The 26,472-nt window shown below is 65.3% G+C and carries 21 protein-coding genes; 10 read left to right on the top strand and 11 right to left on the bottom strand.

Features of this window, described 5'->3' with window-relative positions:
* Positions 1–93 precede the first annotated feature (93 nt).
* Positions 94–651: a hypothetical protein gene (locus OJI97_RS01565; RefSeq protein ID WP_297660341.1), complete on the top strand. Its 558-nt coding sequence runs from the start codon at positions 94–96 to the stop codon at positions 649–651.
* A gap of 271 nt (positions 652–922) precedes the next feature.
* Here OJI97_RS01565 and OJI97_RS01560 read toward each other — a convergent pair whose 3' ends face one another.
* The 5 genes from OJI97_RS01560 to OJI97_RS01540 are packed head-to-tail and all read right to left on the bottom strand — an operon-like array spanning position 923 to position 7,020.
* Positions 923–1,660 (bottom strand): SDR family NAD(P)-dependent oxidoreductase, encoded by a 738-nt coding sequence (locus OJI97_RS01560; protein ID WP_297660338.1) that lies wholly within the window; start codon positions 1,658–1,660, stop codon positions 923–925.
* A gap of 52 nt (positions 1,661–1,712) precedes the next feature.
* Entirely contained in the window at positions 1,713–2,954 is a 1,242-nt protein-coding gene (locus OJI97_RS01555) for a cytochrome P450 (protein WP_297660336.1), read from the bottom strand.
* Positions 2,954–4,663 (bottom strand): PEP-utilizing enzyme, encoded by a 1,710-nt coding sequence (locus tag OJI97_RS01550; protein ID WP_297660334.1) that lies wholly within the window; start codon positions 4,661–4,663, stop codon positions 2,954–2,956. The genes OJI97_RS01555 and OJI97_RS01550 overlap by 1 nt, the downstream gene beginning before the upstream one ends.
* Positions 4,664–4,719: 56 nt before the next feature.
* Positions 4,720–5,769, bottom strand: a complete 1,050-nt coding sequence (locus tag OJI97_RS01545) for a hypothetical protein (protein WP_297660333.1) — start codon at positions 5,767–5,769, stop codon at positions 4,720–4,722.
* Between the two features lie 33 nt (positions 5,770–5,802).
* Complete coding sequence (locus tag OJI97_RS01540) at positions 5,803–7,020, bottom strand: amidohydrolase family protein (RefSeq protein ID WP_297660331.1); 1,218 nt, start codon at positions 7,018–7,020, stop codon at positions 5,803–5,805.
* Between the two features lie 193 nt (positions 7,021–7,213).
* Between OJI97_RS01540 and OJI97_RS01535 the strand changes: the two genes are divergently transcribed.
* The 4 genes from OJI97_RS01535 to OJI97_RS01520 all read left to right on the top strand — a co-directional run bounded on the left by OJI97_RS01535 (position 7,214) and on the right by OJI97_RS01520 (position 13,185).
* Positions 7,214–7,873, top strand: coding sequence for a TetR/AcrR family transcriptional regulator (locus OJI97_RS01535; RefSeq protein ID WP_297660328.1), 660 nt, complete (start codon positions 7,214–7,216; stop codon positions 7,871–7,873).
* 127 nt (positions 7,874–8,000) lie between these two features.
* Entirely contained in the window at positions 8,001–10,091 is a 2,091-nt protein-coding gene (locus OJI97_RS01530; RefSeq protein ID WP_297660325.1) for a PEP/pyruvate-binding domain-containing protein, read from the top strand.
* Positions 10,092–10,209: 118 nt separating this feature from the next.
* The gene (locus OJI97_RS01525; RefSeq protein ID WP_297660322.1) at positions 10,210–12,540 is read left to right on the top strand and encodes a TonB-dependent receptor; all 2,331 of its coding nucleotides are present in this window, start codon (positions 10,210–10,212) and stop codon (positions 12,538–12,540) included.
* 201 nt (positions 12,541–12,741) lie between these two features.
* Positions 12,742–13,185 carry a MarR family transcriptional regulator gene (locus OJI97_RS01520; protein WP_297660319.1) on the top strand — a complete coding sequence of 148 codons (444 nt, stop codon included), beginning with the start codon at positions 12,742–12,744 and terminating at the stop codon, positions 13,183–13,185.
* Between the two features lie 45 nt (positions 13,186–13,230).
* Here the strand turns inward: OJI97_RS01520 and OJI97_RS01515 are convergent, their stop codons facing one another.
* The 4 genes from OJI97_RS01515 to OJI97_RS01500 are packed head-to-tail and all read right to left on the bottom strand — an operon-like array spanning position 13,231 to position 17,754.
* Entirely contained in the window at positions 13,231–13,755 is a 525-nt protein-coding gene (locus OJI97_RS01515; protein WP_297660316.1) for a VOC family protein, read from the bottom strand.
* A 20-nt stretch (positions 13,756–13,775) separates the two neighbouring features.
* The gene (locus OJI97_RS01510) at positions 13,776–14,171 is read right to left on the bottom strand and encodes a nuclear transport factor 2 family protein (RefSeq protein WP_297660313.1); all 396 of its coding nucleotides are present in this window, start codon (positions 14,169–14,171) and stop codon (positions 13,776–13,778) included.
* Positions 14,168–15,556: an MFS transporter gene (locus OJI97_RS01505; RefSeq protein ID WP_297660310.1), complete on the bottom strand. Its 1,389-nt coding sequence runs from the start codon at positions 15,554–15,556 to the stop codon at positions 14,168–14,170. The genes OJI97_RS01510 and OJI97_RS01505 overlap by 4 nt, the downstream gene beginning before the upstream one ends.
* Positions 15,557–15,579: 23 nt before the next feature.
* Complete coding sequence (locus OJI97_RS01500; RefSeq protein ID WP_297660307.1) at positions 15,580–17,754, bottom strand: TonB-dependent receptor; 2,175 nt, start codon at positions 17,752–17,754, stop codon at positions 15,580–15,582.
* Between the two features lie 288 nt (positions 17,755–18,042).
* Here OJI97_RS01500 and OJI97_RS01495 point away from each other — a divergent pair, with 288 nt between their 5' ends.
* The gene (locus OJI97_RS01495; RefSeq protein ID WP_297660304.1) at positions 18,043–19,782 is read left to right on the top strand and encodes an amidohydrolase family protein; all 1,740 of its coding nucleotides are present in this window, start codon (positions 18,043–18,045) and stop codon (positions 19,780–19,782) included.
* A 72-nt stretch (positions 19,783–19,854) separates the two neighbouring features.
* On the opposite strand, the gene OJI97_RS01490 is transcribed toward OJI97_RS01495, so the two are convergent.
* On the bottom strand, positions 19,855–20,487 hold the full coding sequence (locus tag OJI97_RS01490; protein WP_297660302.1) for a TetR/AcrR family transcriptional regulator: 633 nt from the start codon (positions 20,485–20,487) through the stop codon (positions 19,855–19,857).
* Between the two features lie 142 nt (positions 20,488–20,629).
* On the opposite strand from OJI97_RS01490, the gene OJI97_RS01485 reads away from it, so the two are divergent.
* Together OJI97_RS01485 and OJI97_RS01480 are read left to right on the top strand one after the other, a co-directional pair.
* Positions 20,630–22,852 (top strand): TonB-dependent receptor, encoded by a 2,223-nt coding sequence (locus OJI97_RS01485; RefSeq protein ID WP_297660299.1) that lies wholly within the window; start codon positions 20,630–20,632, stop codon positions 22,850–22,852.
* 59 nt (positions 22,853–22,911) lie between these two features.
* Complete coding sequence (locus tag OJI97_RS01480) at positions 22,912–23,769, top strand: tyrosine-protein phosphatase (RefSeq protein WP_297660296.1); 858 nt, start codon at positions 22,912–22,914, stop codon at positions 23,767–23,769.
* A 118-nt stretch (positions 23,770–23,887) separates the two neighbouring features.
* Here OJI97_RS01480 and OJI97_RS01475 read toward each other — a convergent pair whose 3' ends face one another.
* A complete protein-coding gene (locus OJI97_RS01475) occupies positions 23,888–24,652 on the bottom strand; it encodes an SDR family oxidoreductase (RefSeq protein WP_297660293.1) in 765 nt (254 codons plus the stop codon).
* Positions 24,653–24,795: 143 nt separating this feature from the next.
* Here OJI97_RS01475 and OJI97_RS01470 point away from each other — a divergent pair, with 143 nt between their 5' ends.
* On the top strand, positions 24,796–25,659 hold the full coding sequence (locus tag OJI97_RS01470; RefSeq protein WP_367184739.1) for a CoA transferase subunit A: 864 nt from the start codon (positions 24,796–24,798) through the stop codon (positions 25,657–25,659).
* Positions 25,660–25,670: 11 nt separating this feature from the next.
* A complete protein-coding gene (locus OJI97_RS01465) occupies positions 25,671–26,471 on the top strand; it encodes a ketoacid CoA transferase (protein ID WP_297660288.1) in 801 nt (266 codons plus the stop codon).
* The last annotated feature ends 1 nt before the right edge of the window (position 26,472 follow it).

The raw sequence follows: 26,472 nt of genomic DNA, 5'->3' as shown, positions 1-26,472 counted from the left end.
GCCGGGGCTAACAGCTTTCTTGCGGAGTTCAGATAGCGGATGTCGAAGAGGCATGTATTCGAGGAAATTCTGAACTCGGATTTTCGTTGGCCGATGGAAGGTGACACACCTTTTGTCGAGGCTGAGAATCCGACGGAGAATGCGCTGATTGCAAAAGACGACTTCACGCGGTTGGTGCTCATGATTGACGGATACAAGAGGTCAGCGGACATCGCCGTTGCCCACTGCGCCGAACAGCCAGCGGACCGGGACTTTCTCGTCTATCCAATCATATTCAACTATCGGCAATTTATCGAACTATCCCTCAAATATCAGCTTGCGACGCATGGGGGACAAGTCGGAATTGACGCGAACTGGAAGACCCATAGCCTGGACAGGCTCTGGGAAGACTTCACAACCCTGCTTGACCGATACGGCACTTCCGATCCGGACGAGGCTGACCCCGTTGTAGCCTCGGTAGTTGCGCAGTTTGCAAAAATTGACCCGAAGTCGGATGCCTATCGTTATCCGGTCGATCAAAAAGGCAACCCCCTACCCATTACGTTTGCCGCAACCCATCTCGCTAACCTAGCAGATGTGATGCAAGCCGTTGCAGGCTACTTTAGCGGGTGTGACGGCTACCTAAGCGATCTCCATACTGCGATGCCTTGATAACTGACACGGGGCATCAACGGGGTATCAGAAACGAACAATTGGCCGCTACGGATCACGAAAGCCTGCAATGGACTGCAAACGCTCGGACCGCGCAAACCTGTGCCCCGAACAACGAGATGCAACACATTACCACGTAATACCAAGAGCTTAAGGCAAACTCTTAATCAGCGGGTCCTAGGTTCGAGCCCTAGTGCGTCCACCATTTTTCAACGACTTACGGGAACATCTCCACTGTCCTTCCAGTAACGGAAGGGCTTTGCGGCAGGTGTTAAAGCGAAAGGCCGCCATCCACCACGAGCGTGTGGCCCGTTACGTAGGATGCAAGCGGGGACGCGAGGAAGATCGCGGCGCCGGCCATGTCCTCTGGCGTTCCCATCCGCCGCTGCGGGATCGCCGCGAGGCGGCCCGCCAGGCGGTCGGGATGCTGCGTCGTGGCCTTGGTCAATTTCGTGTCGACCAGCCCCGGCGCCAGGCCGTTGACGCGGATGCCGTCGGCGGCGAACGCTTGGCCGAGCGTCTTGGTCAGGCTGATCGCGCCCGCCTTGGACGCGGCATAAGCGGGGTTGCCGATATTTCCCCGCAAACCCGAAATCGAACTGACCACGACGATCGAACCGCGAGACTCGGATAGCTGGCGGCGAAATTTGCGCGCGCAATGCATCAGACTATCAAGGTTGACCGCCATGACGCGGTCCCACCCCTCGCGCTCGAACTCGCCGCGCTTGTAGACGACGACGCCTTGGCACAGCACAAGCACGTCGAGCCGGTCGAAGGGCGTCGCGGCGGCCTCGATCGCGGCGGGATCGCCGACATCGACGCCATCATAGCCGAGCCCCGCGAGATCGGAGCCGTCGGCGGGATCATAATCAGACGCGGCGGCGCGGGTTCCCCAGACGTGCACCGCTCCGCCGCGTTGGCGAAAGCCATGCGCAATGCCGTTGCCGATGCCGCTCGATCCGCCGACGACGAGGATGGTCTTTCCGGAAAAATCGGTGTCGGCGATCATAATCTCTCCCCGGTTGCCGCCTTCGCCTGATCGACGGGGCGAGCCCCGTCTGTCAAGCGAGCGTGAAGCGGATCGGCAGGCGCTTGAGCCCGCCGACATTGGTCGATGCGAGCCAGGCCGCGTCGCCCGCGAGCTCGACGGAGGCGACCCGGCGCAGCAGCTCTTCGTAGAAGATGCGGATTTCCATCCGCGCCATATGCATTCCCAGGCACAGATGCGGGCCATAGCCGAAGGCGATGTGCCGGTTCGCCGGGCGATCGACCCGGAACGCGAAAGGATCGTCGAATATCTCCTCGTCGCGATTGGCGCTGGGGTAGCACATCATCAGGCTGTCACCGACGCGAATGGTCTTGCCGCGCAACTCATGATCGCGGGTCGCGGTGCGGAAGAAATGCCGAACCGGCGACACCCAGCGCACCATCTCGTCAACGGCGCCGGGTAAAAGTGAGGGATCGGCCCTTAGCCGCGCTTGCACGTCGGGATTTTCGATCAAGGCCAACAGGCCCCCCGCCGTGGTGGAACTGGTCGTATCGTGCCCGGCCGTCGCCACCAAAATATAATAGGACACACTTTCATGGTCCGCCATCGGCCGGCCATCGATCTCTGCCTGCGCGAACAAGGTCGCAAGATCGTCGGCGGGATTGCGGCGGCGCTCGGCGGTCAGGTCGCGAAAATAGTCGGAGAAGACTTTCACCGTATCGGCCAGACTCGCGGTCATCGTCCGCGCCGCCTGCACGTCGGGATCGTCCGACCCGAAGATTTCCTGCGTCAGTTGCAGGATCAACGGCTCGTCGCATCGCGGCACGCCGAGGATGCGCATGATGACCCGCACGGGGAAATAGGGCACGACGTCGGCGGCGAAGTCGCAGGCTCCACCGCAGTCGGCCATATCATCGATCACCTCGGCCGCGAGCCGGCGGATATCGGCTTCAAGCGCCTTGATCCGCCCCGGCATGAACCACGCCTGCGTGAGCTTGCGATATTGCGCATGATCGGGCGCATCCATGAAGACGAGGCTGCGCAGAAGCGCCGGATTGCCGCCGGTCGCAGCGCGGGCACGCTCCTCATAAGCGAGCGTCCGCAGAAATGTGCGCGGCGCATTGAGAAAGGCGTCGGGCAGCCGCTCGACCTCCTGGATATCGGCGAATTTGGTGACCGCCCAGAAGGGGCGATAATCGGGATGTTCGACGCGGTGCACCGGATCGTCGCGGCGGAGCTGCGCGAAAAGCGCATCCATCGCCCCCGGATCGGCATAGGTGTAGGGCGAGACGATGGCGTCGCCGGTCGCTGTCATCACGCCGCCCCCGCCAATATCTCCACCGTGCCCGCGGCGCCGTCGACAGTGACGAGCATCCCGTCCTTGATCCGGTCGGTCGCGCCGTCAACCGACGCGACGCACGGGATTCCGAGTTCGCGCGAGACGATGCTGGCGTGGCTGTTGAACAGCCCGAACTCGGTGACCACCGCGCCGGCGACAAGGAACAGCGGCGTCCAACTGGGATTGGTGTTCGTGGTGACGAGAATCTCGTCGGGTTCGAGCGCGCCGGGGTCGGAAGGGTCGAGGATGATCCGCGCCCGCCCCGTGACCTGGCCCGGCGAGCAAGCGACACCCGTCAGCCGGTCGCCATCGGCGGCGGCCGCGATGTCACGTACGCTTCGCTGCGGCCATTCGGCAATCGGCGGGCATTCGCCGTTGACGAAGAAGGGCGGCTCGATCTGATCCAGGGCGTGATAATCGCCAAGTCGCCGGCACAGCGTGTCGGTGAAGGCGGCGGGGTCGCTCGCCCAAGCGTCGAGTTCATTCGACAGAAGCATATAGAATTGCCGCCGGTCGTCGAGCGCGCCCGCCGCAACGCCCTGCGCCGCCAGCGCTTCGCAGCCCATGCGGGCCTCGTGAACCAGGCGGACGCACATATTCTTCGACCGCTCACGCGCGACGAACCATGTCGCGAGCGCCGCGGCGGCGGCGTCGATCGCATCGGCCTGACCGGGAAATTGCGCACGAATATCGGCGAGGCATTCGCGCCGCAGCGCCGCGTTGCGATTCAGCGCCGCCTCGGGATCGGCTTCGTCCCCCTGCTTCGCCATCGCGTCGATCAGCGCCAGCGCGGTTTGCGGCGCGGTTTCATACGTATCGTAGATCAGATCCCACTCGTTCGTCGCGCGCGCGCCATGCTCATAGAGGAAATGGCGGAAAAGGTCGTGGAACCGGAGGTCGGTTATGCGACCCAGCACGCCGTCGGTGCCCGGCGCGAAAGCGGCCTTGAGCGCGGGCGATCCGCGAACCAGGCGGCTGATCGTCCAAAGCCCGCGAGCGATATCGGCGGACTCGACATCGCCGATACCGGTGCCGAGCCGCGCCACGTCCCCGGCTCGGCCGACGGCCGCCAGAAGCTCGGCAAGCTGGCCCATCGCGATCATGCCCGCCTGCCCGATCTGCACATGGATGCATCCGGCGCGGTCGAGGAGCGGCGTGATCGACCGCAGCCGCGCGATGATCTCGGCAGGCGAAATCGACGCGAGATCGGGACGGCCCGCGCGCAGCGCGATCGCCGCTTCGTGCAGAACGTCCAGGTCGGGGTGGACCTCGCCCGCCATGAAGCGCCCGACATTCGCCGCGACCCGCGCACCGCAGGCGGCATTCGCGTGCCAATTCTCGGCGATATGCGGCGGCATTCCCGGGCCGCTGTCGAACATCGCCGCCATGCGCGCCGCGCCGCCGGGCATCATCCGCTCCATCTCGACGAACATCACCGAGATGTTGAGGTAGAAATAGCCCCCGAAGATCCCATAGACATCCTCGGGCCCGTCGAACTCGTCGGCGTCGAAACCGCCGAAATCGACATAGCCGCGCACCGTGCCCGGACCGAATGCCTCCCGCCAGACATAGGACCAGCCGAGCGGCGATACCGGCGCGCCCATGACCTCGGCCGCGTTGGAGCGGGTGTAAATCGGGAAGCGCTTCGACGGCGTGTCGTGCAGCAGCCAGGTGTCAACGGTCATGCAATCCTCTCCCCCGATCCGGCCGCCGGCGTTTTGCCGGTCGAACGGTCGGTTCCTTATGCGTCCTCGAGCAGGCGATCGAGATCGTCGGCCTGATGCTTTTCGAGCACCGCCGCCCATTCGAGGCACCCCATGCCGACATGGTCGCCGATCCGCACTCGCGAGATCGCATTATTGTCATAGCGACGGAAGCCCGATCCAGGCAGATATTTGGGTACGTGGACGTGGGTTTCGCCGGTCAGCACGACCGGCGTATCGAACCCGAACGTCAGTTCCGATCGGTCGTAACTGAGCAGGCCCGGCTCGGGGGTGAAGCGCCCCCCGACCTTGTTGGTCAGGAACGCGCCGTCGCGGTTCACCAGGATGCCGGTGCCGATCGCCGAACCGTCGGGTTGCGGAAAGCCGATCGCGTTGCAGAAGATATTGCCGTTATCGAGCGACGACGCCGTCCAGAACACGCCGGAGTCGAAACCGCGCTCGACACGCTCGCCCCAGCTATGGTCACGCACGAACAGGCCGCTGGTCTTCACCGTCCGGCCGCCGACGCGCAGCGTGCCGTGCCAGCGGCCGCCCTGCTCGTAATGCGCCTGCGCCGAATTGTGCGAATGCGACCCCGCCGCGCTCAGCGTTTCGGCCCATTCGGCCAGCGCCGCGTTGAAATCGGCGACCGGAAGGTCGCTTTCCATGACGATGTCGATCGCGCCGATCGTATCGCCCCGCGGCGCGTGAGCGAGAAACCCGTGCGGACCGATGCCGCCCGCACCCTGAATTTCGGCGTTCAGCCGCCAGCGGCTCCACGGCACCTCAGGCTCGAACAGCAATTCGGGGATTTCGTCGTTGATCCGCAGCGTGTTGCCGGTCGGCCGGTGCAGGATCGCCGACGAGGCGACGCCATCGACGAAGACGATGATATGCGCCTCATGATCGCCCTTGGCGGGCCAGCGCTTGGTATGGACCAGGAAGCCGTGCCCTTCGTCGATGTTCCACGCCGCGAGCATCGTATTTTCCTGCCACCGTTCGGGCAGCGGATCGGGTGGCCGGTGAAAATATTCGTCCGAATCCGGCATGCTGTGCGGCGCCATCCGCTCGGTCGCGGTGAACTTCATCGCCCTCTCCTGCTTTCGTCTGTTTTCCCGGGCTCAGGCGAGCGCGGGTTCCTTGATGTCGAGCCGGAACAGCTTGTGCGCGTTGCCGAACAATATCTTGTCCTGCGCCTCGCGGGGCAGATGGGCGACCATCTGTTCGGCCTCGGTCAGGCAATCGGGCCAGTCGCAATCGAGATGCGGATAGTCGGTCTCGAACATGATGTTATCGACGCCGATATGCTGCGTCATTTCGAGCCCCACGGGATCGCGGAAATAGGAGACGTAGCAATTCTGCCGGAAATAATGCGACGGTTTTTCGGGCAGCGCGCGCTGGTCGACGGTGGCGACGCCGTCGATGACGATATTCTCCCAGATGAAGTCGCAGCGGTCGAGCGTGTAGGGCACGAGGCCGAGCTGCGACTCCGCGAACGAGACCCGAAGATGCGGAAAGCGCACGAAGACACCCGACCAGAGGAACTCCATCAGGCAGTGCATGACATAATAGGAAGCGCCGACGTGCGCGACCGCCGCGGGCGCGTCGGGCGCGGCGAGCGTCATCGGCGAGGTGCCGATGTGGACCGACAGCACCATGTCGGCATCGGCGATCGCCTCGAACAACCCGTCCCAATAGCGCGACGAGATCGACGGCAAACCGTTGCGATGCGGTGCCTCGGGAAAGGAGATGGTCTTGAAGCCGAGCTTGGCGAGCCGATGGGTTTCGGCGATCGCGAGGTCGGCGTCCCAGAGCGGAACGATCCCCATCGGGATCAGGCGGCCGCCCGTCCCCGCGCACCATTCCTCGATCACGAAATCGTTATAGGCCTTGATGCATTCGAGCGCGAGCGGCTTGTCCGACGCGAAGCTGAACTGCTCGCCCGCGAACATGACGAACATGTTGGGATAATTGGCCGAGGCAAGGATGCCGGCCTGGTCCATGTCGGCGAGGCGTGCCGTGCCATTGTAGCAGCCTTCGCGGATCTCGTCGAAGGTGTTCGGCCCGAACTTCACCGACGAGCGCGGATAGAAGCCCGCCGCCGCCGCGATCTTGACGATCGGAACCTGCTTTCCGTCATAATGCCAGACGTCGCCAAGCACCCCGTCGGGGGTTTCGCGAAAGCGGAAATTGCCGCCGCCCGCATCGTAAGCGGTGCCGGTCATCCGCTTCACATAAGGGCCCTGATCCCGAAGCCGCGCCGGCAGACGCGTCTGCCACAGATGCGCGGGCGCTTGCAGATGATCGTCCGGCGAAATCAGGCGCGGGGCACGGGACATCGATGAAATTCCTCTCTCGCTCTTTAAGTAAGTAAATGCTTACATCTGGATTCGAGGAGCGTCAATCCTCTTGCCGCCGCGGCTGGCGGCGCAGGGGGCATCGGGATCGGGCGCCGCGACCGGCCGAATTTGCATTCGGGGCGGCCATCACGCTATTTGCCGTACTGCACGGACCGGAGATCGAGGGATGGTGGTGACCAAAGCGCAAGCCAAGCCGAAGAAAGCGACGAGCCGCATTTCATCCGCCGAACGCCGCGAGTCGATCCTGGCGGCGGCGACCGAAGTGTTCATCCGCTGTGGCTATGCGGGGGCGCGGACAAAAGACATCGCGGTCGAGGCGAAGATCAATGAGGCGCTGATCTATCGCCACTTCGCTTCGAAAGAAGAATTGTTCGACGCGGCGGTGATCGAGCCGCTCGAAAGCTGGCTCGAAACCTATAATCATGCGGGACGGCTGGTCGCGACCGCGGCCGATGCGGAAACCCAGCTCCAGCTCCTCGAACGCGGCGCGGAGCAATATCTCAGCCATATGGACGAGGTGTTTCCGCTGCTGGGCATCGCGCTGTTCGGCAGCGGCAGCTACGGCCCCGAATTCTATGCCAAGCGCATCGTTCCGCTGATCGAAGGCTGGGCGCGGCGGACCGCCACCGCGATGCCGTCGGATGCCCCCGGCAGCAAGCTCGACCAGCATTTCCTGGCGATCGCCGGAATCGGGATCAGTTTTTTCGTCGCGGCCAACGCGCATTTCCGCGGCACCCGGCTCGATACAGAGGCCAGCGCCAAGCAGCTTGCGCAGATGATGCTGCCGCTGTTCGAACATCGCGGCGATAGCGCGGACAGAAAGCCCGATTGACTTATCCCGGCCCCCAGAAGTAAGTGTTTGCTTACACAAAAAGTCGATCGAGCAAGATCGGCCGGGAAGAGGAGACTGGCATGGCGGACTGCCCAGCGGCGCGCTCGACGGTGACGGATCGCCGGTGATGAGCGAAGCGATTGCCTTCATGTTCGATGCGCCCCACGCGCTGTCGGACGCGGAGCGTCTCGAACTGCTGGGCGGCAAGGGCAAGAGCCTTTCCGACATGACCCGCGCCATGGGGCTGCCGGTGCCGCCGGGCTTCACCTTGGGCACCGGCGCGTGCCGGCACTATTTGCGCTCGGGCTGGTCGCCCGCGTTCGACGAGGCGATCGAGACGCATCTCGCGCAGATCGAGGCGATGCTGGGGCGGCGTTTCGGCGATGCGATCAACCCCCTGCTCCTCAGCGTCCGGTCGGGCGGCGCGGCATCGATGCCGGGGATGATGGACACGGTGCTCAACGTCGGGCTCAACGCCGATATCGTCCCGGGGCTCGCGGCGTGTAGCGGCGGCGATGCGGGTTTCGCCCGGGACTGCCTGCACCGCCTCCACGAATCCTTCGTCAAATCGGTGGGGCACGCGCCACCCGATGCGCCGCGCGCGCAGTTGCGCGCGGCGATCGAGGCGGTGTTCCAGTCATGGAACAGCGAGCGCGCCAAAGCCTATCGGCGGATCGAGGCGATTGCCGACGACGCCGGGACCGCGGTCAATATCCAGGCGATGGTCTTCGGCAATCGCGACGCGATGTCGGGGACGGGCGTGGTCTTCAGCCGCAATCCCTCCGACGGCGAACCGCGGATCTTCGGCGACATTCTGTTTCAGGCGCAGGGTGAGGACGTGGTATCGGGCGCTCACCAGACGATCGACATTGCCCAACTACCGAACCGGCTGCCCGAAGCCGCCGCGGCGCTCGACCGCTGCCTCGACGCGATCGAACGCCACTATCGCGATCTCGTCGACGTCGAATTCACCATCGAGTCTGGAAAGCTGTGGATTTTGCAGGCGCGCCCCGGCAAGCGATCGCCCGAAGCGGCGATCCGGATCGCGCACGACATGGCGCTCGACCCCGACTTTCCCCTGACACGGAACGAAGCGCTGGACAGGGTCGGGCATCTGCTCGGCGCCGCGGCGCGTTCGCGGCGTATTGCCGGCGACGAAAGCGCCTTGGGCGCCGGCCTTGGCGCGTCGCCGGGCGTTGCTTCGGGGAAGCTGGTGACAAGCGCCGAGCGCGCCGTCGAGCTTGCAGCGCAGGGCGAAGCCGCGATTCTCGCGCGCCCCGAAACCTCGCCCGAGGATATCGAAGGCATCGCCGCCGCCGCAGGACTGCTGACCTCCCGCGGCGGGCTCGCCAGCCATGCGGCGGTGGTCGCGCGCGGCTGGGGCAAGCCCGCGGTGGTCGGCTGGGGCGCGATGCAATTCGTCGAAGGCGGCATTTCGGTGGGCGATATGCGGATCGACGAGGGTGCGATCCTGTCGATCGACGGCGAGAGTGGCGAGATATTCGCCGGCGAGCTTGCCTGCGAGACGCATCTTACGCCCGAGGCCGTGGTCATGATGGGCTGGCAGGATAAGCCTGCGAACGGTGGCGCGGTGCAGTCGGCGCTGTCCGACGACGAACTGGTCCTCCTCGTCGCGCTGAAGGGCTTCTGCCCCCGCGATGCCGCGATCGAAATCGGGCGGCTGGACGGCAACGCACTGGCGGCGAAGCTCGCCGGGCTGGGCGAATTTCTCGATGCCGCCTCGCCCCGTTTCATCAAGGCGACCGATGTGGGCAAGGCGCGCGGCGATCAGATTGTCGCGGCGCATCGGGATGCGATGGGACTTGACGCCGCACGCGATCGCCTCGCCGCGTTCCACATATACAACGACGCTTTCAAGACGCTCGTCACCGGCTGGCAGATGCGGCCGTCCGACGGCGCTCCGGTCTTCAACGACCATAGCGATCCCGATTATGACGCCGGCATATTGGGCCGGATGCCCGGCCTGCATCGCGACACGCTGGCGTGGCTGGAGGCGGTCGACCCGCAAGGGCCGCTTCCCTTCTTTCGCAGGCGCCTGGAAACAGCCTTCGCCAGGCTGCAAGCCGGAGAAGCCCCCTATCTCGCCTCTCCGAAGGTCGATTCCTATCACAATATCTGGTTCGAATTGCACGAATATCTCATCCGCCTGGCGGGGATGACGCGCGCCGAAGCCGAGGGCCGTCAGGAAGCCGGTTGACAGGCGCAATCGCTCATGTAAGTAATTAATTACAGACAACACGCGCCCGAAGGTGCGGAGCCTGGGGAGAGAGACGATGCCGAGGCACGGGATCAGCGGATTTGCGATGGCCGCCGCAATGCTGGGAGGTGCCGCGCCGGCCCTCGCCCAGACGGCGGCGGACAGCGCCAGCAAAACGACAGCGGGAAATGACGACATCATCGTTACCGCGCAGCGCCGCGACGAAAGCCTGTCGCGCACGCCGGTCGCGGTCGATGTCGTCGGCATGCAGGAACTGGCCGAACAGAATGTGCGGTCGGAGGCCGACCTGCAATTCGCCGCGCCCGGCCTGTCGGTGCGCGCGGGCGCGACCTCGAACGAAGTCAACTTCTCGCTTCGCGGGCAATCGGTCGACCAGTTCACCGGCACCCGTCCCGGCGTCCTCCCCTATTTCAACGAAGTGCAGATCAGCAGCAACAGCGGCGGCGGCAGCGGCGCGACCTCCTTCTATGACCTGCAATCGGTCCAGGTGCTCAAGGGGCCGCAGGGGACATTATTCGGCCGCAACGCGACGGGCGGCGCGGTGCTGTTCACCTCGGCCAAGCCGACCAATGAATTCGGGGGCTATCTCAGCGCGCGCTACGGCAATTACGACACGGTGCAGCTCGAAGGCGCCCTGAACCTGCCGATCGTTGACGACCGGCTGCTTGCGCGCGTCGCGGGCTTCTACAGCGACCAGACCGGATTCCAGCACAATCTCTACGACGGGTCGCGGCCCGGCTCGATCGAACGCTATGGCGTACGCGGCAGCCTGACCTGGCGCGGCGAAGGCGGCTTCGAGAATGATCTGGTTGTCGATTACTACAAAGCCGACGGGACGAGCACTCAGTCGGTCCTCTATGCGCTCGATCCGACGCAGCCCACCGCGGCGGCGGTGACTCTCTTCTATTCTCCCGGCCTCGATCTCGTCTTCGGCCCCGGCGCCTGGGACGGCTATCTCAGCCGGCACACCAACCCGACGATCCCCGCCGGCGGTCTCGCCGACTTCCTGGCGATCCAGAAAGCGCGGGGGCCGTTCACGATCGCAACCAACGACGCCAATTTCTATCGCGCCGAAAATCTGATCGTCACCAACTCGACATCGGTCGATCTCAACGACACGACCAAGCTCAAGAATATCATCGGTTATGCGCATCTGAAGACCGATGTTCGCGGCGACACCGACGGTTCGCCCTTCGGCGTCGCGGGCGACGGCGAAATCGACGAGGTTGGACGGCCCGGCGGCCATACGCGAACGACGATCCTGTCGGAAGAGTTGCAACTTCTCGGCACGCTCGCCGCCGACAGGCTCACCTATGCCCTCGGCTTCTATCTATCGAGCGAGAAGTCGAACGTGTTCCGCCAGGCGACCTTCCTCGACGTGTTCGGCGATCTCGGCCTGTCGCCGCTGTCGGTCAATTCGGACGTCGCCTATAACAACAGCTACGCCTTTTACGGCCAGGGCACCTATCAGCTCGGCGGCGGGTTCGGGGTAACGGCGGGGCTGCGCTACACCAGCGAAACCGTGCGTGGACGGACGCTGCCGATCGACAACAGCTATGCGACGCCGGCGCAGATCGATAGCGGCGTGGCGGACAACGACCAGCGCAAGACGATCCGCAACCTGAGCTGGACCTTCGGATTGCAGAACCAGATCAGCGACGACGTCCTGCTCTATGCGGTTACGCGCCGCAGCTATCGCAATGGAGGTTTCAACGGCAGTTCGCCGCCGATCGTCGGCGACGCCACGGTGAACGGCAACAGCTATGGCACCGAAACCGTCACCGATGTCGAGGCCGGCGCCAAATTCCAGGGTCTTCTCGGCACCATGCCCGCGCGGTTCAACATCGCGCTCTATAATATGTGGATCAAGAACGGGCAGCGAAACGCCTTTGCCGACATCAACGGCCCCGCCTCTCTGGCCGTCAACGTTCCGCGCACCAAGGTCTATGGGTTCGAACTCGACGGCGATCTGCGGCTGACCGACTGGCTGCGCATCGGCGGCAACCTCAACTATACCCACGCGCGCTTCACCAACGGCCTGACCCCGGCGTTCGGCGGAACGATCCTGCTCGGAACGGTTCCCGATACCCCCGAATGGTCGGGCACCGTCTATGGCGAGATTGCAGCGCCGGTGTCGAGCCGCCTCACCGCCTCGCTGCGCGGCGACCTCTATTCGCAGACCGGCACCTTCTATATCGCGTCGGGCAACCTTAACCCGACCGCGCATCTGCCCGGCTATTCGATCGCCAATTTCCGGATCGGCATCGAGGATGAAGCGGCCGGCTGGTCGCTGTCGGCCAACCTCAAGAACGCCTTCGACAAGGTCTATTATGTCGGCGGTATGCCGCTCGCGGCGCTGCTCCAGTTCAATTCGGCGCTTCCGGGCGCACCGCGCACCTATTCGCTCGAAGCGCGCTATCGCTTCTGACCGTCGGGACCGGCGGAGCGGTTTATTCCTCTGCTCCGCCTTTTCCTGCACCGCCGCTGCCTTGCGCGGCCCGGTCGGGGCGAGTGCGGAGAAGTGCCGAAAGCCACACTCGCCGCGCATCACCGGCGCACCTCGACATCCCGTGCTTCCGCCTCCGCTCCTCCCTTGCCTATCGGCAAACCATATGCATAGACATCGGCGATGCAGTCGACCAACTATCTGATCGCCCCGCTGCTCGAGGGTTTTGAATGGTTCGACGATGCGTTGCAGCGCAGCCTTCAGGCCGCGGGCTGGGAACCCGTCACGCGCGCGGAATCGATGGTCATTCTGCACGTCCTCGTCGGCACGCGGCGGCCGGCGGATATCGCGCGGGCGCTTCGCCTGTCGCGCCAGGCGGTGCACACGACGATCGGCAGCCTGGTCAAGGCGGGCTTCTTCGCGCTCGAACCCGATCCCGAGGATGGCAGGATCAAGATCGTGACGCTCGCCGAGCGCGGCGCGCAGATGCACGAAGATGCCAACGCCATCGTCGAGCAACTGGGCGTGCGGCTCGAACAGCGGATCGGCAAGCGCCGCGTGCGCGCGCTGCACAGCGCCTTCGAGGCCGAATGGGGCGAACCGCCGGTCGTTACGATCAAGCGCTGAAGCGCCCCCCACAGCCGCCCCAAAAACCGCCAGCGGCGTGCCCTGTCAGGCGGCGGCTTCGACCCGCTGGGGTTCGTGACGAACGTCCTCGGGGCCGAAGACCTTGGTGTTGGCGGCGAATTCCATCATGATGCCGTTGGGATCGGTGAAATAGACCGAGCGGATGAACACGCCGTCGTGCATCGTCATGCTCACCGTCGTCTCGCTGTCGTCGTGGTTCACGACCATCGGGATGACCTCGACCCCCGCCTCGACCAGCCGCCCGATCGCGGCCTCCAACTCCTCCTCTTCCATATGAAAGGCGAGATGGTTCATCGATCCGACCGCGGTCTTGTCGTCGCCGGGAAATTTCTTGACCGACGCGACGCCCGGCGCCGCGGGCGGCGCGTCCTGCCACCAGAAAAAGGCGACCGCCGATCCGCCGCCGCAATCGAAGAAGAAATGCTGGCCGCCGGTCGGCAGTTCGACCGTCTTGACCAGCGGCATCTGCAGCACCTCGGTATAGAATTTGACCGTTTCGGCCATGTCGCGCGCCACCAGCGCGATGTGATTGATCCCCATTGTCTTCATTTGCGTCTCTCCTGAAGCCGTCACGCGAAATCGGGCGCCTTCGCCCATTCGATCACGGCCGAATTGTCGAAATATTCTTCGAGCCGGGTGATGCGGTCGCCCGTCACCGCGCAGATCAGCGCCGCCGGAAGCTCGAGCCGCGCGCCGCCGTTGGCGATCGCGACCAGCAGATGCTGCTGGACGAAACCGCCGTCGAAGACATGGATCTTGCGGTCGGTGTAGCGCCGCTCGCGCGTGAGTGCGATGAACTGTGTCAGCGTCGCGACATTCGCCGCCCGGTCCTGCGCCTGGCGCGTGTGGCCGTGCCAGATGACAACCGCGGGATCGTAGCAGGCCTCGACCGTGCCCGTGTCGCCCGCCTCGACCGCCCCGAAAAAGCGCTCGGCAACCGCCGCGATTTGCTCCGCTTCGGTCATCGGCGCTCCTCCATATGAGCCAGCTCGCGCGGCAGGTGCGCCGCCATGCGAAAGAACAGCCATCCCGCGACGACATAGAAGGAGCAGACCGTGACCAGCGCGGTGCGGAGCCCCTGAGCCGAGGCCGCCGCACAGGCCGCGGCCGTCGTCGCCTCGCCGCAGCGCGCGGCATAATCGCCGGCGAAAGCCTGCGCCGCGAAGATGTCGCTGAACCAGCCGGCGGTGATCGGGCCCAGGGTCATGCCGAGCACGCTCATCGTCAGCGTCAGGATCGCGGTCGCCGATGCCCGCATCCGCGGCTCGACGAGGTTGCTGGTGACGGCGAAGGTCGGCCCGGTGAAGACGCCGGCGAAAAAGCCCGGCGGGGTCAGGAGCAGGATCGTCCAGAACCAGCTCGTCTGCGAAAAGCCAAGCATATAGGTCGCGGCCGCTAGGATCATGCAGATGGCGGGAAGCCAGCCATACCAGCGGATGTCGCGGCGCCCCAGCCGGTCGGCGGCGATCCCGCCGAGCACGCTGCCGCTGCCGAGCGAAAGGCTGTTGATCACCGCGAAGGCGATCGCCGCCTCGGTATAGCCGACGTCGAAATTGCGCACGAAGAAGGGATGCGCGAAGGTCATGCCGGCATAGCCGACGAAGCTCACCACCGTTCCCGCCAGCACGAGGTTGCGAAACGCGGGGCTTCCGGCCAGGCGCCGGAGCACCGCGCCGAGCGGCGGGGTGACGTCGGAGGCGATCCGGCCGTCGGAAAGGCCGCGCGCCGGTTCCTTGAGGGTCAGCCAAACGATCGCCGACAGCGCGATGCCGGGAAGCCCGACCAGCAGGAACGCGGCCCGCCAGCCGTGGCTTTCGGCGACGACCGCGCCGCCGATCCCGCCGAGGATGATCCCGATCGGCGTCGCGAGGCCGAGAATGCCGAAGATCGAAGCACGCTTTTCGGGCAGGAAATAGTCGCCCACCAGCGACTGCGAGGGCGCCCCCGACCCGGCTTCGCCGATGCCGACGCCGATCCGCGCCAGCATCAGTCCGCCAAAGCCGCTCGCGGCGGCGCACAGCGCCGTCATCGCCGACCAGGCGGCCATCGAAACCGCGATGATGCGCACGCGACTATAGCGTTCGGCAAGGCGCGCGACCGGAATGGCGAGGACGCCGTACAGGATCGCGAAGGCCGCGCCGCCGAGCAGGCCGAGCTGCGTGTCGCTGAGGTGGAGATCGGTCTTGATCGCCTGCCCCACCGTGTTGAGGATCGATCGGTCGATGAAGGCGATCGTCGACACCACCAGCAGCATGAAGACCGCGTAGCGCCGGTCGCGCGCACCGATCGCGGCCCCCTGCCCCGCCCCGGCGCCGGTCCGGGAATCCGGCGGCGGCAGGTGGGTCTCCAAGGGTCCGCCGCCCGATTCCAGCATCAGAATTTATAGCCCAGATCGACGCCGAAGGTGCGCGGCGGCGAATAGATGCGCAGGAAACCGAGCGGACCAAGGCCGAAGGTGTTGTTGATGACCGTCTTGTCGAAGGCGTTCTTGACCCAGACGCCGATCCGCCAGCCCTGCTCGCTCTGCAGTCCGAGCGTCGCATCGACGAGCACATTGCTCGGCCGCAACTGCACGTCGCTGGTCCGGTTGGCGGCGCCGCCGCTCGTGTAGAGGTCGTCCATATAGACCGCGTTGACCGAGCCGTTCAGCTTTCCGATCCCGACATCGGCGTCATAGAAAAGCCCGAGGCTGCCCGACCATTTCGGCGCATAGGCGAACGGCAGGTCGCTGTTGTCGGTCGGATTATCGATACCGTCGCTGGTCAGATCGGTGAAATTCTCCTTGAACCGCGCGTTGAGGTAGGCGGCGTTGGCGTTGATGCTGAACCCGCCGCCGAGCACCCATTGCAATTCGCTCTCGATCCCGTCGATGCGGCCCTTGCCGGCGTTGGTGACGATCGATTCATAGACGCCGCCCGAGGTCAGCCCCTGCGTGCCGACCTGCATGTCGGTGTAGGTCGACGAGAAGGCGGCGAGATTGAAGCGCACGCGGCGGTCGAACAATTCGGTCTTCAGCCCGCCCTCGAAGCTCGACACGGTTTCGGCATCATAGGGCCCCGCCGAGGTGAAGCTGGCCGCGCGGCCGTTATATCCGCCGCTGCGGAAGCCCTTCGACCAGGTGACATAGGCAAGGACATCGGGATTGACCTGATAGCTGATCCCCAATTTGGGCGAAAAATTGTCCCAATTGTCGCGATAGGTCATCGATGCAGGAAAGAAGAGCGGCTGGTTGGTGAAGCGCTTCTTCTCATAGCTGTAGCGCCCGCCAGCGGTCAGCGTCAGCGCATCGGTGGCGTGGAAGTCGAGCTGGCCGAAGCCCGCCCAGGCGGTGTTGCTCTGGCTGGCGATCTGCGGGACGGTCGCGCCGTCATAGATGAGCCCGCTCTGCGCATTGGTGATGTCATAGCTCTGGTGCATGAAGAAGGCGCCGAGCACATAGTCGAGGCGCGACTTGCCGTCCGACGCGATGCGGATTTCCTGACTGAATTGCTCGTGCTTCTGGTCGCGCAGAGCGGAGAAGAAGGGCAAGGCGCTCGCGTCATAATCGCTCTGCACGCGATCCTTGAACTCGCGATAGCCGGTGACCGCGGTGACCTTTGCGCCGCCGATCGCCCAATCGAGGCTGAACGCCAGCCCCCAGGTGTCGAGGTTCGCGAACAGCGGGGTATCCGAATAGATGGTATAGGGATCGGTCGGGTCCGAATTGCCCGCCGGAACCGCGGGGGTCGGGGTGCCGGTATCGGGGCTGAAATTATAGTAAACGTCGCCGGGAAGCGAGGCGTTGCGGAACGCCGCGCCCGACCCGCGCTCGCGGTCAAAATCGGCGACGAGCGTCGCTTCGAGAGTGTCGGACGGCCGCGCGACCAGCGTCAGACGGCCCGACCAGACCTCGTTGCCGCCGACCTTTTCGCCGGTCGTCGCGTTGTAATTATAACCGTTATAGGTCTTGTAGAGCATCGAGGCGCGCACCGCGAGAGTGTCGCCCAGCGGGGTTTCGAGCGCCGCGCGGGCCTCGACCCGGCCGCGGTCGCCGAAGGTCAGCTGCCCCTCGCCCGCGAAGCTGTCGCCCGGCCGCTTGGTCCGCACGCTGACGACGCCGCCGATCGTGTTGCGGCCATAGAGCGTGCCCTGCGGGCCGCGCAGGATCTCGACCGATTCGATATCGAAGAAATCCTGGAGCGCGCCGCTGTTGCGCGCCAGATAGACGCCGTTCATCTCGACCCCGACCGACGGCTCGAAGGTCGATTCGACGTCGGCGAAACCAAGGCCGCGAATGAAGAAGGCGCTGGCATAGGGATAGGCGCCCACCGGCGCGAGGACGACGTTCGGCACCTTGGAATTGAGGTCGGTCAGGTTGAGGACCGACTGCGCCTCCAGGCTCGCGCTGTCGAACGCGGTCACCGAGGCGGGAACGTCCTGAAGATTCTGCTCGCGGCGCTGCGCCGTGACGATGATCTCGGCGACCTGATCCGCGGACCCGGCGCTCTGCCCGGTCGGAGCGGTTTCGACCTGTGCCGAGGCCCCGGTCGTGACGACGATAGCCAGCAACGACGCACAGCATGTAATGGAGCGCTTGCCCATGTTCATCCCTCTCCCATGTCGTGCCGCCGATCTGTGTCGACGGTTAATTAGTAAGCTATCTATGAATCTCATCTTGTCAAATTAAATGACGAGTTATCGCGTCATCATGTCAACATTCCTGACGAGACAAAGGCGTCCGCGGGCCCGGCATGCGGCGATGTTTTTCGGTTCGGGGCTTTCCGGCGGGCCCCGAAAAGGTTAGACCCGTTGCAAAAGGAAACCCGCAACCAGCGGCAATCGGGAAGAGGAATGGACATGGCCGATCACGATCTCGTCATCCGCGGCGGAACCGTTCACGACGGCCTGGGAAGCCCGCCGCGTGCCGCCGACGTCGCCATCCGCGACGGACTGATCGTCGCGGTCGGCGACGTGACGGGGGCGGGAAAGCGCGAAATCGACGCGCGGGGCAAGATCGTCACCCCCGGCTTCGTCGACATCCACACTCATTATGACGGACAGGTCACCTGGGAGGAGCGGCTGATGCCCTCGTCGGGCCATGGCGTCACGACGGTGGTGATGGGCAATTGCGGCGTCGGCTTCGCGCCGTGCCGCCCGCACCAGCGCGACATGCTCGTCAAGCTTATGGAGGGGGTCGAGGATATTCCCGAAGTGGTGATGGTCGACGGTCTCCCCTGGAATTGGGAAAGCTTCCCCGATTATCTCGACGCGCTGGACGAACGGCGGCTCGACATCGACATCGCCGCGCAGATTCCGCATTCGGCGCTGCGCATCTATGTCATGGGCGAACGCGCGGCACGGCGCGAGGCACCCACGGCGGACGATCTGGCAAAGATGCGCGCGCTCGTCGCCGAGGGGATCGACGCGGGCGCGTTCGGCGTCACCACCTCGCGCAACATGATGCACCGCACGAAGGCGGGCGAGCTGGCGCCGAGCCTTCATTCCGACGTCGACGAGCTTTGCGCGCTAATGGACGGGCTGACCGACGCCGACGCCGGCGTGTTCCAGATCATCCCGGCGCCCGACGGCGATGCCGGGGTCGAGTTCGATGTGCTCCGGACCGTCGCCGAACACGGCCGCCGCCCGCTTTCCTTCACGCTGCTCGACGTCGCGGGCCAGCCCGGCGGCGGCTGGCGGCACATGCTCGCGGGGCTCGAACGCGCCGCCGCCGACGGCGTCGAAATGCGCGGACAGGTCGCGCCGCGGCCGGTCGGCATGTTCTTCGGCCTCGACCTCAGCCTGCACCTCTTCTCCTGCCATCCGAGCTACCGGGCGATCGCGCATCTGCCGCTCGCCGAGCGGGTCGCGCGGATGCACGATCCGGACTTCCGCCGCCGGCTCCTGTCCGAACAGCCCGAGGACAGCAATCCGGTCACGCTGAACCTCGTCGCGGCATTCCGCGCGACCTGCCCGTGGGGCGACACGCCGCAATATGAACCGGCGCGCGAGGACCGCGTCGAATCGCTGGCCGCCGCGGCGGGCCGATCGCTCGAAGACTATAGCTACGACCTGCTGCTCGGCGACGAGGGCCACGCGGTTTTCTACCTTCCCGCGGCGAATTATTCGGGCGGCAATCTCGACAGCGTGCGCGAGATGCTGGGGCATCCGAACACCGTGATGGGGCTGGCCGACGGCGGCGCGCATTACGGGCTGATCTGCGACGCCAGCTTCCCCACCTATCTGCTCCAGCGCTGGGCACGCGACGCGCGCGACGACCAGCGGCTGCCGCTGCCGCTGGCGATCGCCGAATTGACGAGCAAGGCGGCGGCGACCGTGGGCATGGCGGATCGCGGGCGGATCGCCGAAGGCTGGAAGGCCGACATCAACGTCATCGACCTCGACGCGCTGCGGCTGCACGTCCCGCGCGTCGCCTATGACCTGCCCGCGGGGGGCAAGCGGATGCAGCAGGCGTCGGACGGCTATGTCGCGACGATCGTGTCGGGCGAGATCACCTATCTGGACGGCGAGCATACCGGCGCGCTGCCGGGCCGGCTGGTGCGGCGATCACGCGCGCAGCCGCTCGAACGCGCCGCCTGAGCAGGTTCGACCGGAGAGCGTTCGACGCGCCCATGTCGCGGGTTCAATCTGCCATGCCGATATGGCTGCAAATCAAGGCGATACGGCGGTGCGGGCCAGTTTGTGCAGCAAGGTCCTGAAGACCGTCAGATCGGCGGGATTGGACGGTTCGTAATTCCGTTGCTCGCCGACCTGGCGGCTGTTGCAGATGAAAAAGAGGATACCGGCACCGACGCCGTTGACGAACATCATCGTCGAGATGGAGGCGAAGGCGCCCTTCTCGATCCCATAGGCCAGCGTGCGGTCCATATCCTCGAGCACGCGATAGGAAAATTGGACCGGATTGCCCCGCCGCACCGCGGTATCGGCGACCAGTCGCTGAAGAATCCGCGCGGCTGACGGTCGAACGAGGAAAAAATCGAGCCACGCGTCGAGGTGCGCGATGAGCCGCTCCATCGGGTCCGCGATCCCCGCGATCCGCGACTCGCTCGCTGCGCTCATATCGGCGAAGAGGCGCTCCTCGACGGCGTCGTAGAGCATCTGTTTGGTCACGAAATGGTGGAGCAGCGAGGGCCGGCGGATGCCGACGGCATCGGCGATGTCCTCGAGCCGCGACGCCCGGAACCCCATGATCGCAAAGACATGCTCGGCCTCGCGCAGGATCGCCTCGCGGGTCGCATCGGCGCGCTCCTTGCGCGTCGCCGGCATCGAAATGGCCATCTCCATCGGCCTTCTGTGGCCGATTCCCTTTGCTCTTGCAATTCGCCGACTCGCGGCTAGACATTCACCTACTCACCAGTAGGTGATTCAAATGCGGGCAAACCGCGATATTGGGAGGGTGTTTATGGTCAGGGAAAAGACGGGTCCGATGCGCGTGGCTTTGGCGGCCTCGGTTGCCATGGGGGCTATGGGGCTGGCGGCGACGCCGTCGAGCGCGCAGGAAAACCAGCCGACGCAGGATATCGGCGTCGCCGACATCGTGGTGACCGCGCAGAAGCGCGAGGAAAATCTGCAGGACACGCCGATTTCGATGGTCGCGCTCGGGTCCGAAGCGCTCGAACAGAAAGGCATCGGCTCGCTGACCGACCTCTTCACCGGCGCCGTGCCCTCGATCCGCATCGCTCCCTTCGTCGGCCGCGTGTCGGCGGTCAGCATCGGGATGCGCGGACTCGTCCCGGTCGACGCGACGCAGGTGACGCGCGACGCGACGGTCGGCGTCTATGTCGACAGTGTCTATCTCGGCCGCGTGTCGGGGCTCGGAATGGAGCTGGCCGACATCGAACGGATCGAGGTGCTGCGCGGCCCGCAGGGCACGCTGTTCGGCCGCAACACGATCGGCGGCGCAATCAGCATCGTATCGAAGCGCCCGACCGGAGAATTGGGCTTCGACATGAAGGCCGGGATCGGCAATTACCGCGGCCGGTCGTTCGCGACGCACATCAACCTGCCCGAGGCGGCGGGGATCAGCGTCAAGGTCGACGGCGTCTTCGAGGGGCGCGGCGGGCTGGTGCAGAACCCGCTCGGCGGCGACGCGCGCGACTATGGCGAGGTCAAGAAATATGGTTTCAAGATCTCGGCGCTGTGGCGCCCGGCCGACAATGTCTCGCTGCTTTATTCCTATGATCTGTCGCGCGACAAATCGACCGGCCTCTATCATTATATCACCGCCTCGACACAGCCGGCGGCGAACACGCCGACCTTCATCAAGCTCGACACCGGCCGCGTCAAAACCGGCCGCATCGGCCTGCCGCTCTATCGCAATCCGCAGGAAGCGAAGGGGCACAGCCTGACCGCCGAATGGGAGGTCAACGACGCGCTGACGCTCCGCTCCATCTCCGCGTGGCGCAGCCTCGATTCGACGCAGATGGACGGCGACGAAGGGTCGAACACGACCTGGGGTCCGGGCCGCCGCTTCGGCCGGCTCAGCTATGCCAATGTCAGGCAGAACCAGTTCAGCCAGGAATTCCAGCTCGTCGGTGATCTGGGTGAGCTCGAATTCGTCGTCGGCGGCTATTATTTCAAGGAAAACGGCCGCGACGAAGCGATCGTCTATTCGCTGGGGACTCTCAATCCGGCGTTGACCGGGGTCAATCTCTTTCCCGAACCCTCGCCCGATGGTGGCGCCGCGCGGCTTCCCGACCGCGCCGCAGACGTCCGCGTCCGCTCGAAAGCGCTGTTCGGCCAGGCGACCTGGTCGCCCGAGGCGATCCGCGGACTGCACATCACCGCGGGCGCGCGCTACACCGACGATCACAAGGACGGCCGTCTGCTGTTTATCGCCGGGGCCGACCCGGACCTGTCATTTGTCTTCAATTCGAGCCGCGTCGACCCGATGGCGACGATCGCCTATGATGTCAGCGACGATATCAACGCCTATGTGAAGTGGAGCCGCGCGTACCGCGCCGGCGGCGCCAACACGCGCTCGACGATCCTGCGCACGTTCGGCGAAGAGGAACTGACGGCGTGGGAAGCGGGGGTGAAGGCCGACCTGTTCGACCGCCATCTGCGCGTCAACCTCGCCGCCTATGCCAGCCGGTTGTCGAACCAGCAGGTCGATTTCCTCAACCCTGCCTTCATTTCGAACACCGAAACGGTGAACGCACCCGAAAAGCGTCACATCAAGGGGGTCGAAGCCGATATCACGCTTGTTCCCGTCCGCGGGCTGTCGCTGTCGGTCAACTATGTCTACACCGACGCCCCGCCGACGCCGGTGCGGAACATCTTCACCGGCGTGATTGAGGAGACTTTTTCGGCCTTCACGCCGAAGCACTCGGCGTCCTTCGCGGCCGATTACGCTTTTCCGGCCTTTTCGTTCGGACAGCTTCGCGCACACGTCGGGCTCGATACCGCGGGCAATTATATCCCCAACGGCACGGTCGACGTGAAGGCGGACAAGGCGTTGCTGCTGAACGGCCGGCTGTCGCTCGGCGAGATCGCGCTCGGCGGGGGTGAGATGGAGATTGCGGTCTGGGGCAAGAATCTGACCAACACGACCTATAATCTGCTCGATTTCCGCATTCCGGGCCGCGTGACCGCGACATTCTATAATGAACCGCGTACTTATGGCCTCGAGGCCCGGATGAAGTTCTAAGGGAGGAATCGCCCGGCGGGGTGGTTGCCGCCGGGCGGTTTTTTGAAAAGGGACAGGATATGAAAAAGGCATTTCTCGCGCTGCTGCTCCTCTCGCCCGCGATGGCGATGGCGCAAGCTGCACCGGGCCCCGTGGCGGCCGATTCTGCGACGACGGTGACGCGCGAATTTGCGATGACCGGCGGCGACAATTTCCGCGATGTCGGCGGCTATCGTACCACGGATGGCCGCAAGGTGATGTGGGGCAAGCTCTACCGCTCGGCGTCGGTCGGGCGCTACACGGCCGAGGATCAGGCGCTGATCCATGCGCTGTCGGTCGGGTCGATCATCGACCTGCGCTCGACGCGCGAGCGGCAGGCCGACAAGGCCCCGTGGATGCAGGATGCCGGTGTCGGATACTGGACGCGCGACTATGACCTGTCCGCCGGCAATCTCGGCGCGCTGTTCACCAAGGGCGCCAAGATCGACGCCGCGACGATGCGCGCGGCGATGATCGAGGGCTATCGCGGCTTCCCCAAGGAGCAGGCGGCCTCCTATCGCATGCTGTTCGACCGGCTGCTGCATTCCGACAAGGCCGTGATCGTCAACTGCACCGCGGGCAAGGACCGCACCGGCCTGGCGACCGCGCTCGTGCTGAGCGCGCTCGGCGTTCCGCGCGAGACGATCATGCAGGATTATCTGCTGAGCAACAGCGCGCTCGACATGGACAAGCTGCGCGCCGATGCCGGGCTGAACGCCGCGACGGCGGCGCTGCCCGCCGACGCCGTCAAGCCGCTGCTCGACGTCGAGCCCGCCTATCTCGACGCCGCCTTCGACCAGATCGACAAGGATTATGGCAGCGTCGAGAGCTATCTGAAGCGCGAACTGGGGGTCGACCGCGCGGCGATTCAGCGGCTGCGCCAGCGGATGCTGCGCTGACGCACCGCCGCAACCCCAAACTCCGTCATTGCGAGCGAAGCGAAGCAATCCAGGGCGTGACAAGCCGCTCTGGATTGCTTCGCTTCGCTCGCAATGACGATTGAGCTCTGGTGACTTCCTACCCGCCGCTCGCCAGCGTTAGAAACACCGGCCGCTCGCCGCCGCCGTGCACCGCGATCCGGGCGCCGCTGACATAGGCGGCGTCGGGCGAGGCGAGGAAGCTCACCACCCCCGCGATGTCCGCTCCGTTCGCCATGCGGCCGAGCGGCAGCATCGCGTCGATGCGCTTCATGCCCTCCGCCCCGCCATAATGGTCGGCGGCCGCGTCGGTCGCGACGAGCCCGACGACGACCGCGTTGACGCGCACCTTCGGCCCCCATTCCATCGCGAGCGATTCGGTGAGGCTGAGCAGCCCCGCCTTCGCCGCGCCATAGACCGCGGTTCCCGGCGAGGGCCGCACCCCCGACACGCTGGCGATATTGACGATGCTGCCGCCCCCGGCCTGCGCCTGCATGATCCGGTTCGCCGCCTGCGCGACGTGCAGCGGCCCGAGCAGGTTGAGCGCGAGGACGCGTTCCGAAAAGCGTGGTGAGGCGGTCGCGGCGTCGGCCTCGGGCGAGCCACCGGCATTGTTGACGGCAAGGTCGAGCCGGCCGTGGCGCGCGAAGATGCGATCGACCATCGCCTGCACCGCATCGGCCTCGCGCACGTCGCACACCTCGAACTCGGCGGCCACGCCATCGTGCGACGGCAGTTCCTCTGGCGCATTGCGGCCGCAGATCACGACCGCGAAGCCGTCGGCAAGCAGGCGCTGCGCGATCGCGCGGCCGATCCCCTTGCCGCCCCCGGTGACCAGCGCGACGCGCCCTTTTCCGTCCGTCATATCCGCCTCCATCCTTCGGCCGACCTCTCCGCTCCGGCCGGCGCGAAGTCTCCCCCCATATGGCGGTATCGGACCCGCCGCCAGAGTCCCTAATCCAGCCCGACAAAGGCCCCATGATGCTGGAGAGGGAATTGAACAAGCAAGTGACTATCGAGCAGTTCGTCGCCTCGTTGAAAAGCGGGATGACGATCGGAATCGCCGGCTGGGGTCCGCGGCGCAAGCCGATGGCACTGGTCCGCGCGATCCTGCGTTCGGACCTCACCGACCTGACGATCGTCGCCTATGGCGGCCCCGACGTCGGAATGCTGTGCGCCGCAGGCAAGGTGAAGAAGGTCATCTTCGGCTTCGTCTCGATGGACGCGATCCCGCTCGAACCCTATTTCCGTAAAAGCCGCGAGGCGGGCGGGCTCGACATCTTCGAACTGGATGAAGGCATGCTGCAATGGGGCCTCAAGGCCGCGGCGTTCCGTCTACCCTTCCTGCCGACGCACGTCGGGCTCGGCACCGACGTGATGACGCACGGCGGCTTCAAGACCGTCCAGTCGCCCTATGCCGACGGCGAGGTACTGCTCGCAATGCCGGCGCTGAAACTCGACGCGGCGCTGCTGCATGTCCAGCGCGCCGACCGGCTCGGCAATATCCAGGCCCTCGGCCCCGACACTTACTATGACGAATGGTTCGCGCGCGCCGCCGACCGGACCTTCGTCTCGGCCGAGGAAGTGGTCGATCGGATGGACCACAGCTACCCCGAGGACGCTCGCGCGAACATCGTCGAACGCTGCTTTGTCCACGCCGTGATCGAAGCTCCCTTCGGTGCGCACCCCACCTCGATGCCGCCCGCCTATGGCTGGGATATGAAGCAGCTCAAGGCCTATGCCGCGAGCGCGCGCGAAGAAGCCGGCTGGGATGCCTATGCCGCCGACATCATCGGCGCCGACGAGGCGGATTATCTGGCCCGTGTCGGCGGCAAGGATGCCGTCGTCGCCCTTCCCCTTCCCATCTTCTGAGGCGGCCGACCATGACCACCGCGCCTGACTTCACCCTTTGCGAACAGCTCATCGTCGCCGCGTCCGAGGCGTGGCGCGGCAATGGCGAGCTCGTCGCGACCGGCATCGGCCCCGCGCCGCGCCTCGCCGCCGGGCTCGCCAAGCTGACCCACACGCCCGAACTGATGATGACCGACGGCGAGGCCTTTCTGGTCGAAGACCCCGTGCCGATCGGCCCGCGCGGCTATGACGACCGCAAAGCGGCGGGATATCTGCCCTTCTCGCGCTTCTTCGACGCCGCCGTATGGTCGGGCAAGCGCCATGCGATGGTGACGCCGAGCCAGATCGATCGCTTCGGCCAGACGAACATCTCCTACCTCGGCGGCACCTATGACCAGCCGAAGGTGCAGATGCTCGGCGCGCGCGGCTTTCCGGGCAACAGCATCTGCCACATCAATTCGATGTTCGTCCCCGCCCATTCGAAGCGCGTCTTCGTCGAGGGCGAGGTCGATATGGTGTCGAGCGTCGGCTACAATCCGGCGCGCCGCACCCCCGGCGTCAATTTCAGCCGCGTCGACCTGCGGCTGATCGTCACCGACCTGTGTGTGATGGACTTCGGCGGCAAGGACAAGGCGATCCGCGTCGTCATGCTGCACCCCGGCGTGACTTTCGAGCAGGTGCAGGACGCGACCGGCTTCGCGCTCGAAGCCGCCACCGAGGTCGCGACCACCCCCGCCCCGACCGCCGAACAGCTTGCGATCATCGCGCGGCTCGACCCGCATGGTCTGCGCGCCGGGGTGCTCAAGGACAATCCCGCGGGCAAGAGGAGCTGAG

The organism is Sphingopyxis sp. (assembly GCF_025869345.1).
Lineage (GTDB): Bacteria > Pseudomonadota > Alphaproteobacteria > Sphingomonadales > Sphingomonadaceae > Sphingopyxis.
This window is presented reverse-complemented; position numbering and strand designations above follow the sequence as displayed.

Bases quoted from the DNA above. Each gene is read 5' to 3' on its own strand.
- OJI97_RS01525 (WP_297660322.1), top strand. From the start codon at position 10,210: ATGCTGGGAGGTGCCGCGCCGGCCCTCGCCCAGACGGCGGCGGACAGC.
- OJI97_RS01540 (WP_297660331.1), bottom strand. From the start codon at position 7,020: ATGTCCCGTGCCCCGCGCCTGATTTCGCCGGACGATCATCTGCAAGCG.
- OJI97_RS01510 (WP_297660313.1), bottom strand. From the start codon at position 14,171: ATGACCGAAGCGGAGCAAATCGCGGCGGTTGCCGAGCGCTTTTTCGGG.
- OJI97_RS01515 (WP_297660316.1), bottom strand. From the start codon at position 13,755: ATGAAGACAATGGGGATCAATCACATCGCGCTGGTGGCGCGCGACATG.
- OJI97_RS01465 (WP_297660288.1), top strand. From the start codon at position 25,671: ATGACCACCGCGCCTGACTTCACCCTTTGCGAACAGCTCATCGTCGCC.
- OJI97_RS01475 (WP_297660293.1), bottom strand. From the start codon at position 24,652: ATGACGGACGGAAAAGGGCGCGTCGCGCTGGTCACCGGGGGCGGCAAG.
- OJI97_RS01545 (WP_297660333.1), bottom strand. From the start codon at position 5,769: ATGAAGTTCACCGCGACCGAGCGGATGGCGCCGCACAGCATGCCGGAT.
- OJI97_RS01520 (WP_297660319.1), top strand. From the start codon at position 12,742: ATGCAGTCGACCAACTATCTGATCGCCCCGCTGCTCGAGGGTTTTGAA.
- OJI97_RS01490 (WP_297660302.1), bottom strand. From the start codon at position 20,487: ATGGAGATGGCCATTTCGATGCCGGCGACGCGCAAGGAGCGCGCCGAT.
- OJI97_RS01565 (WP_297660341.1), top strand. From the start codon at position 94: ATGGAAGGTGACACACCTTTTGTCGAGGCTGAGAATCCGACGGAGAAT.
- OJI97_RS01560 (WP_297660338.1), bottom strand. From the start codon at position 1,660: ATGATCGCCGACACCGATTTTTCCGGAAAGACCATCCTCGTCGTCGGC.
- OJI97_RS01480 (WP_297660296.1), top strand. From the start codon at position 22,912: ATGAAAAAGGCATTTCTCGCGCTGCTGCTCCTCTCGCCCGCGATGGCG.
- OJI97_RS01555 (WP_297660336.1), bottom strand. From the start codon at position 2,954: ATGACAGCGACCGGCGACGCCATCGTCTCGCCCTACACCTATGCCGAT.
- OJI97_RS01495 (WP_297660304.1), top strand. From the start codon at position 18,043: ATGGCCGATCACGATCTCGTCATCCGCGGCGGAACCGTTCACGACGGC.
- OJI97_RS01550 (WP_297660334.1), bottom strand. From the start codon at position 4,663: ATGACCGTTGACACCTGGCTGCTGCACGACACGCCGTCGAAGCGCTTC.
- OJI97_RS01485 (WP_297660299.1), top strand. From the start codon at position 20,630: ATGCGCGTGGCTTTGGCGGCCTCGGTTGCCATGGGGGCTATGGGGCTG.
- OJI97_RS01530 (WP_297660325.1), top strand. From the start codon at position 8,001: ATGAGCGAAGCGATTGCCTTCATGTTCGATGCGCCCCACGCGCTGTCG.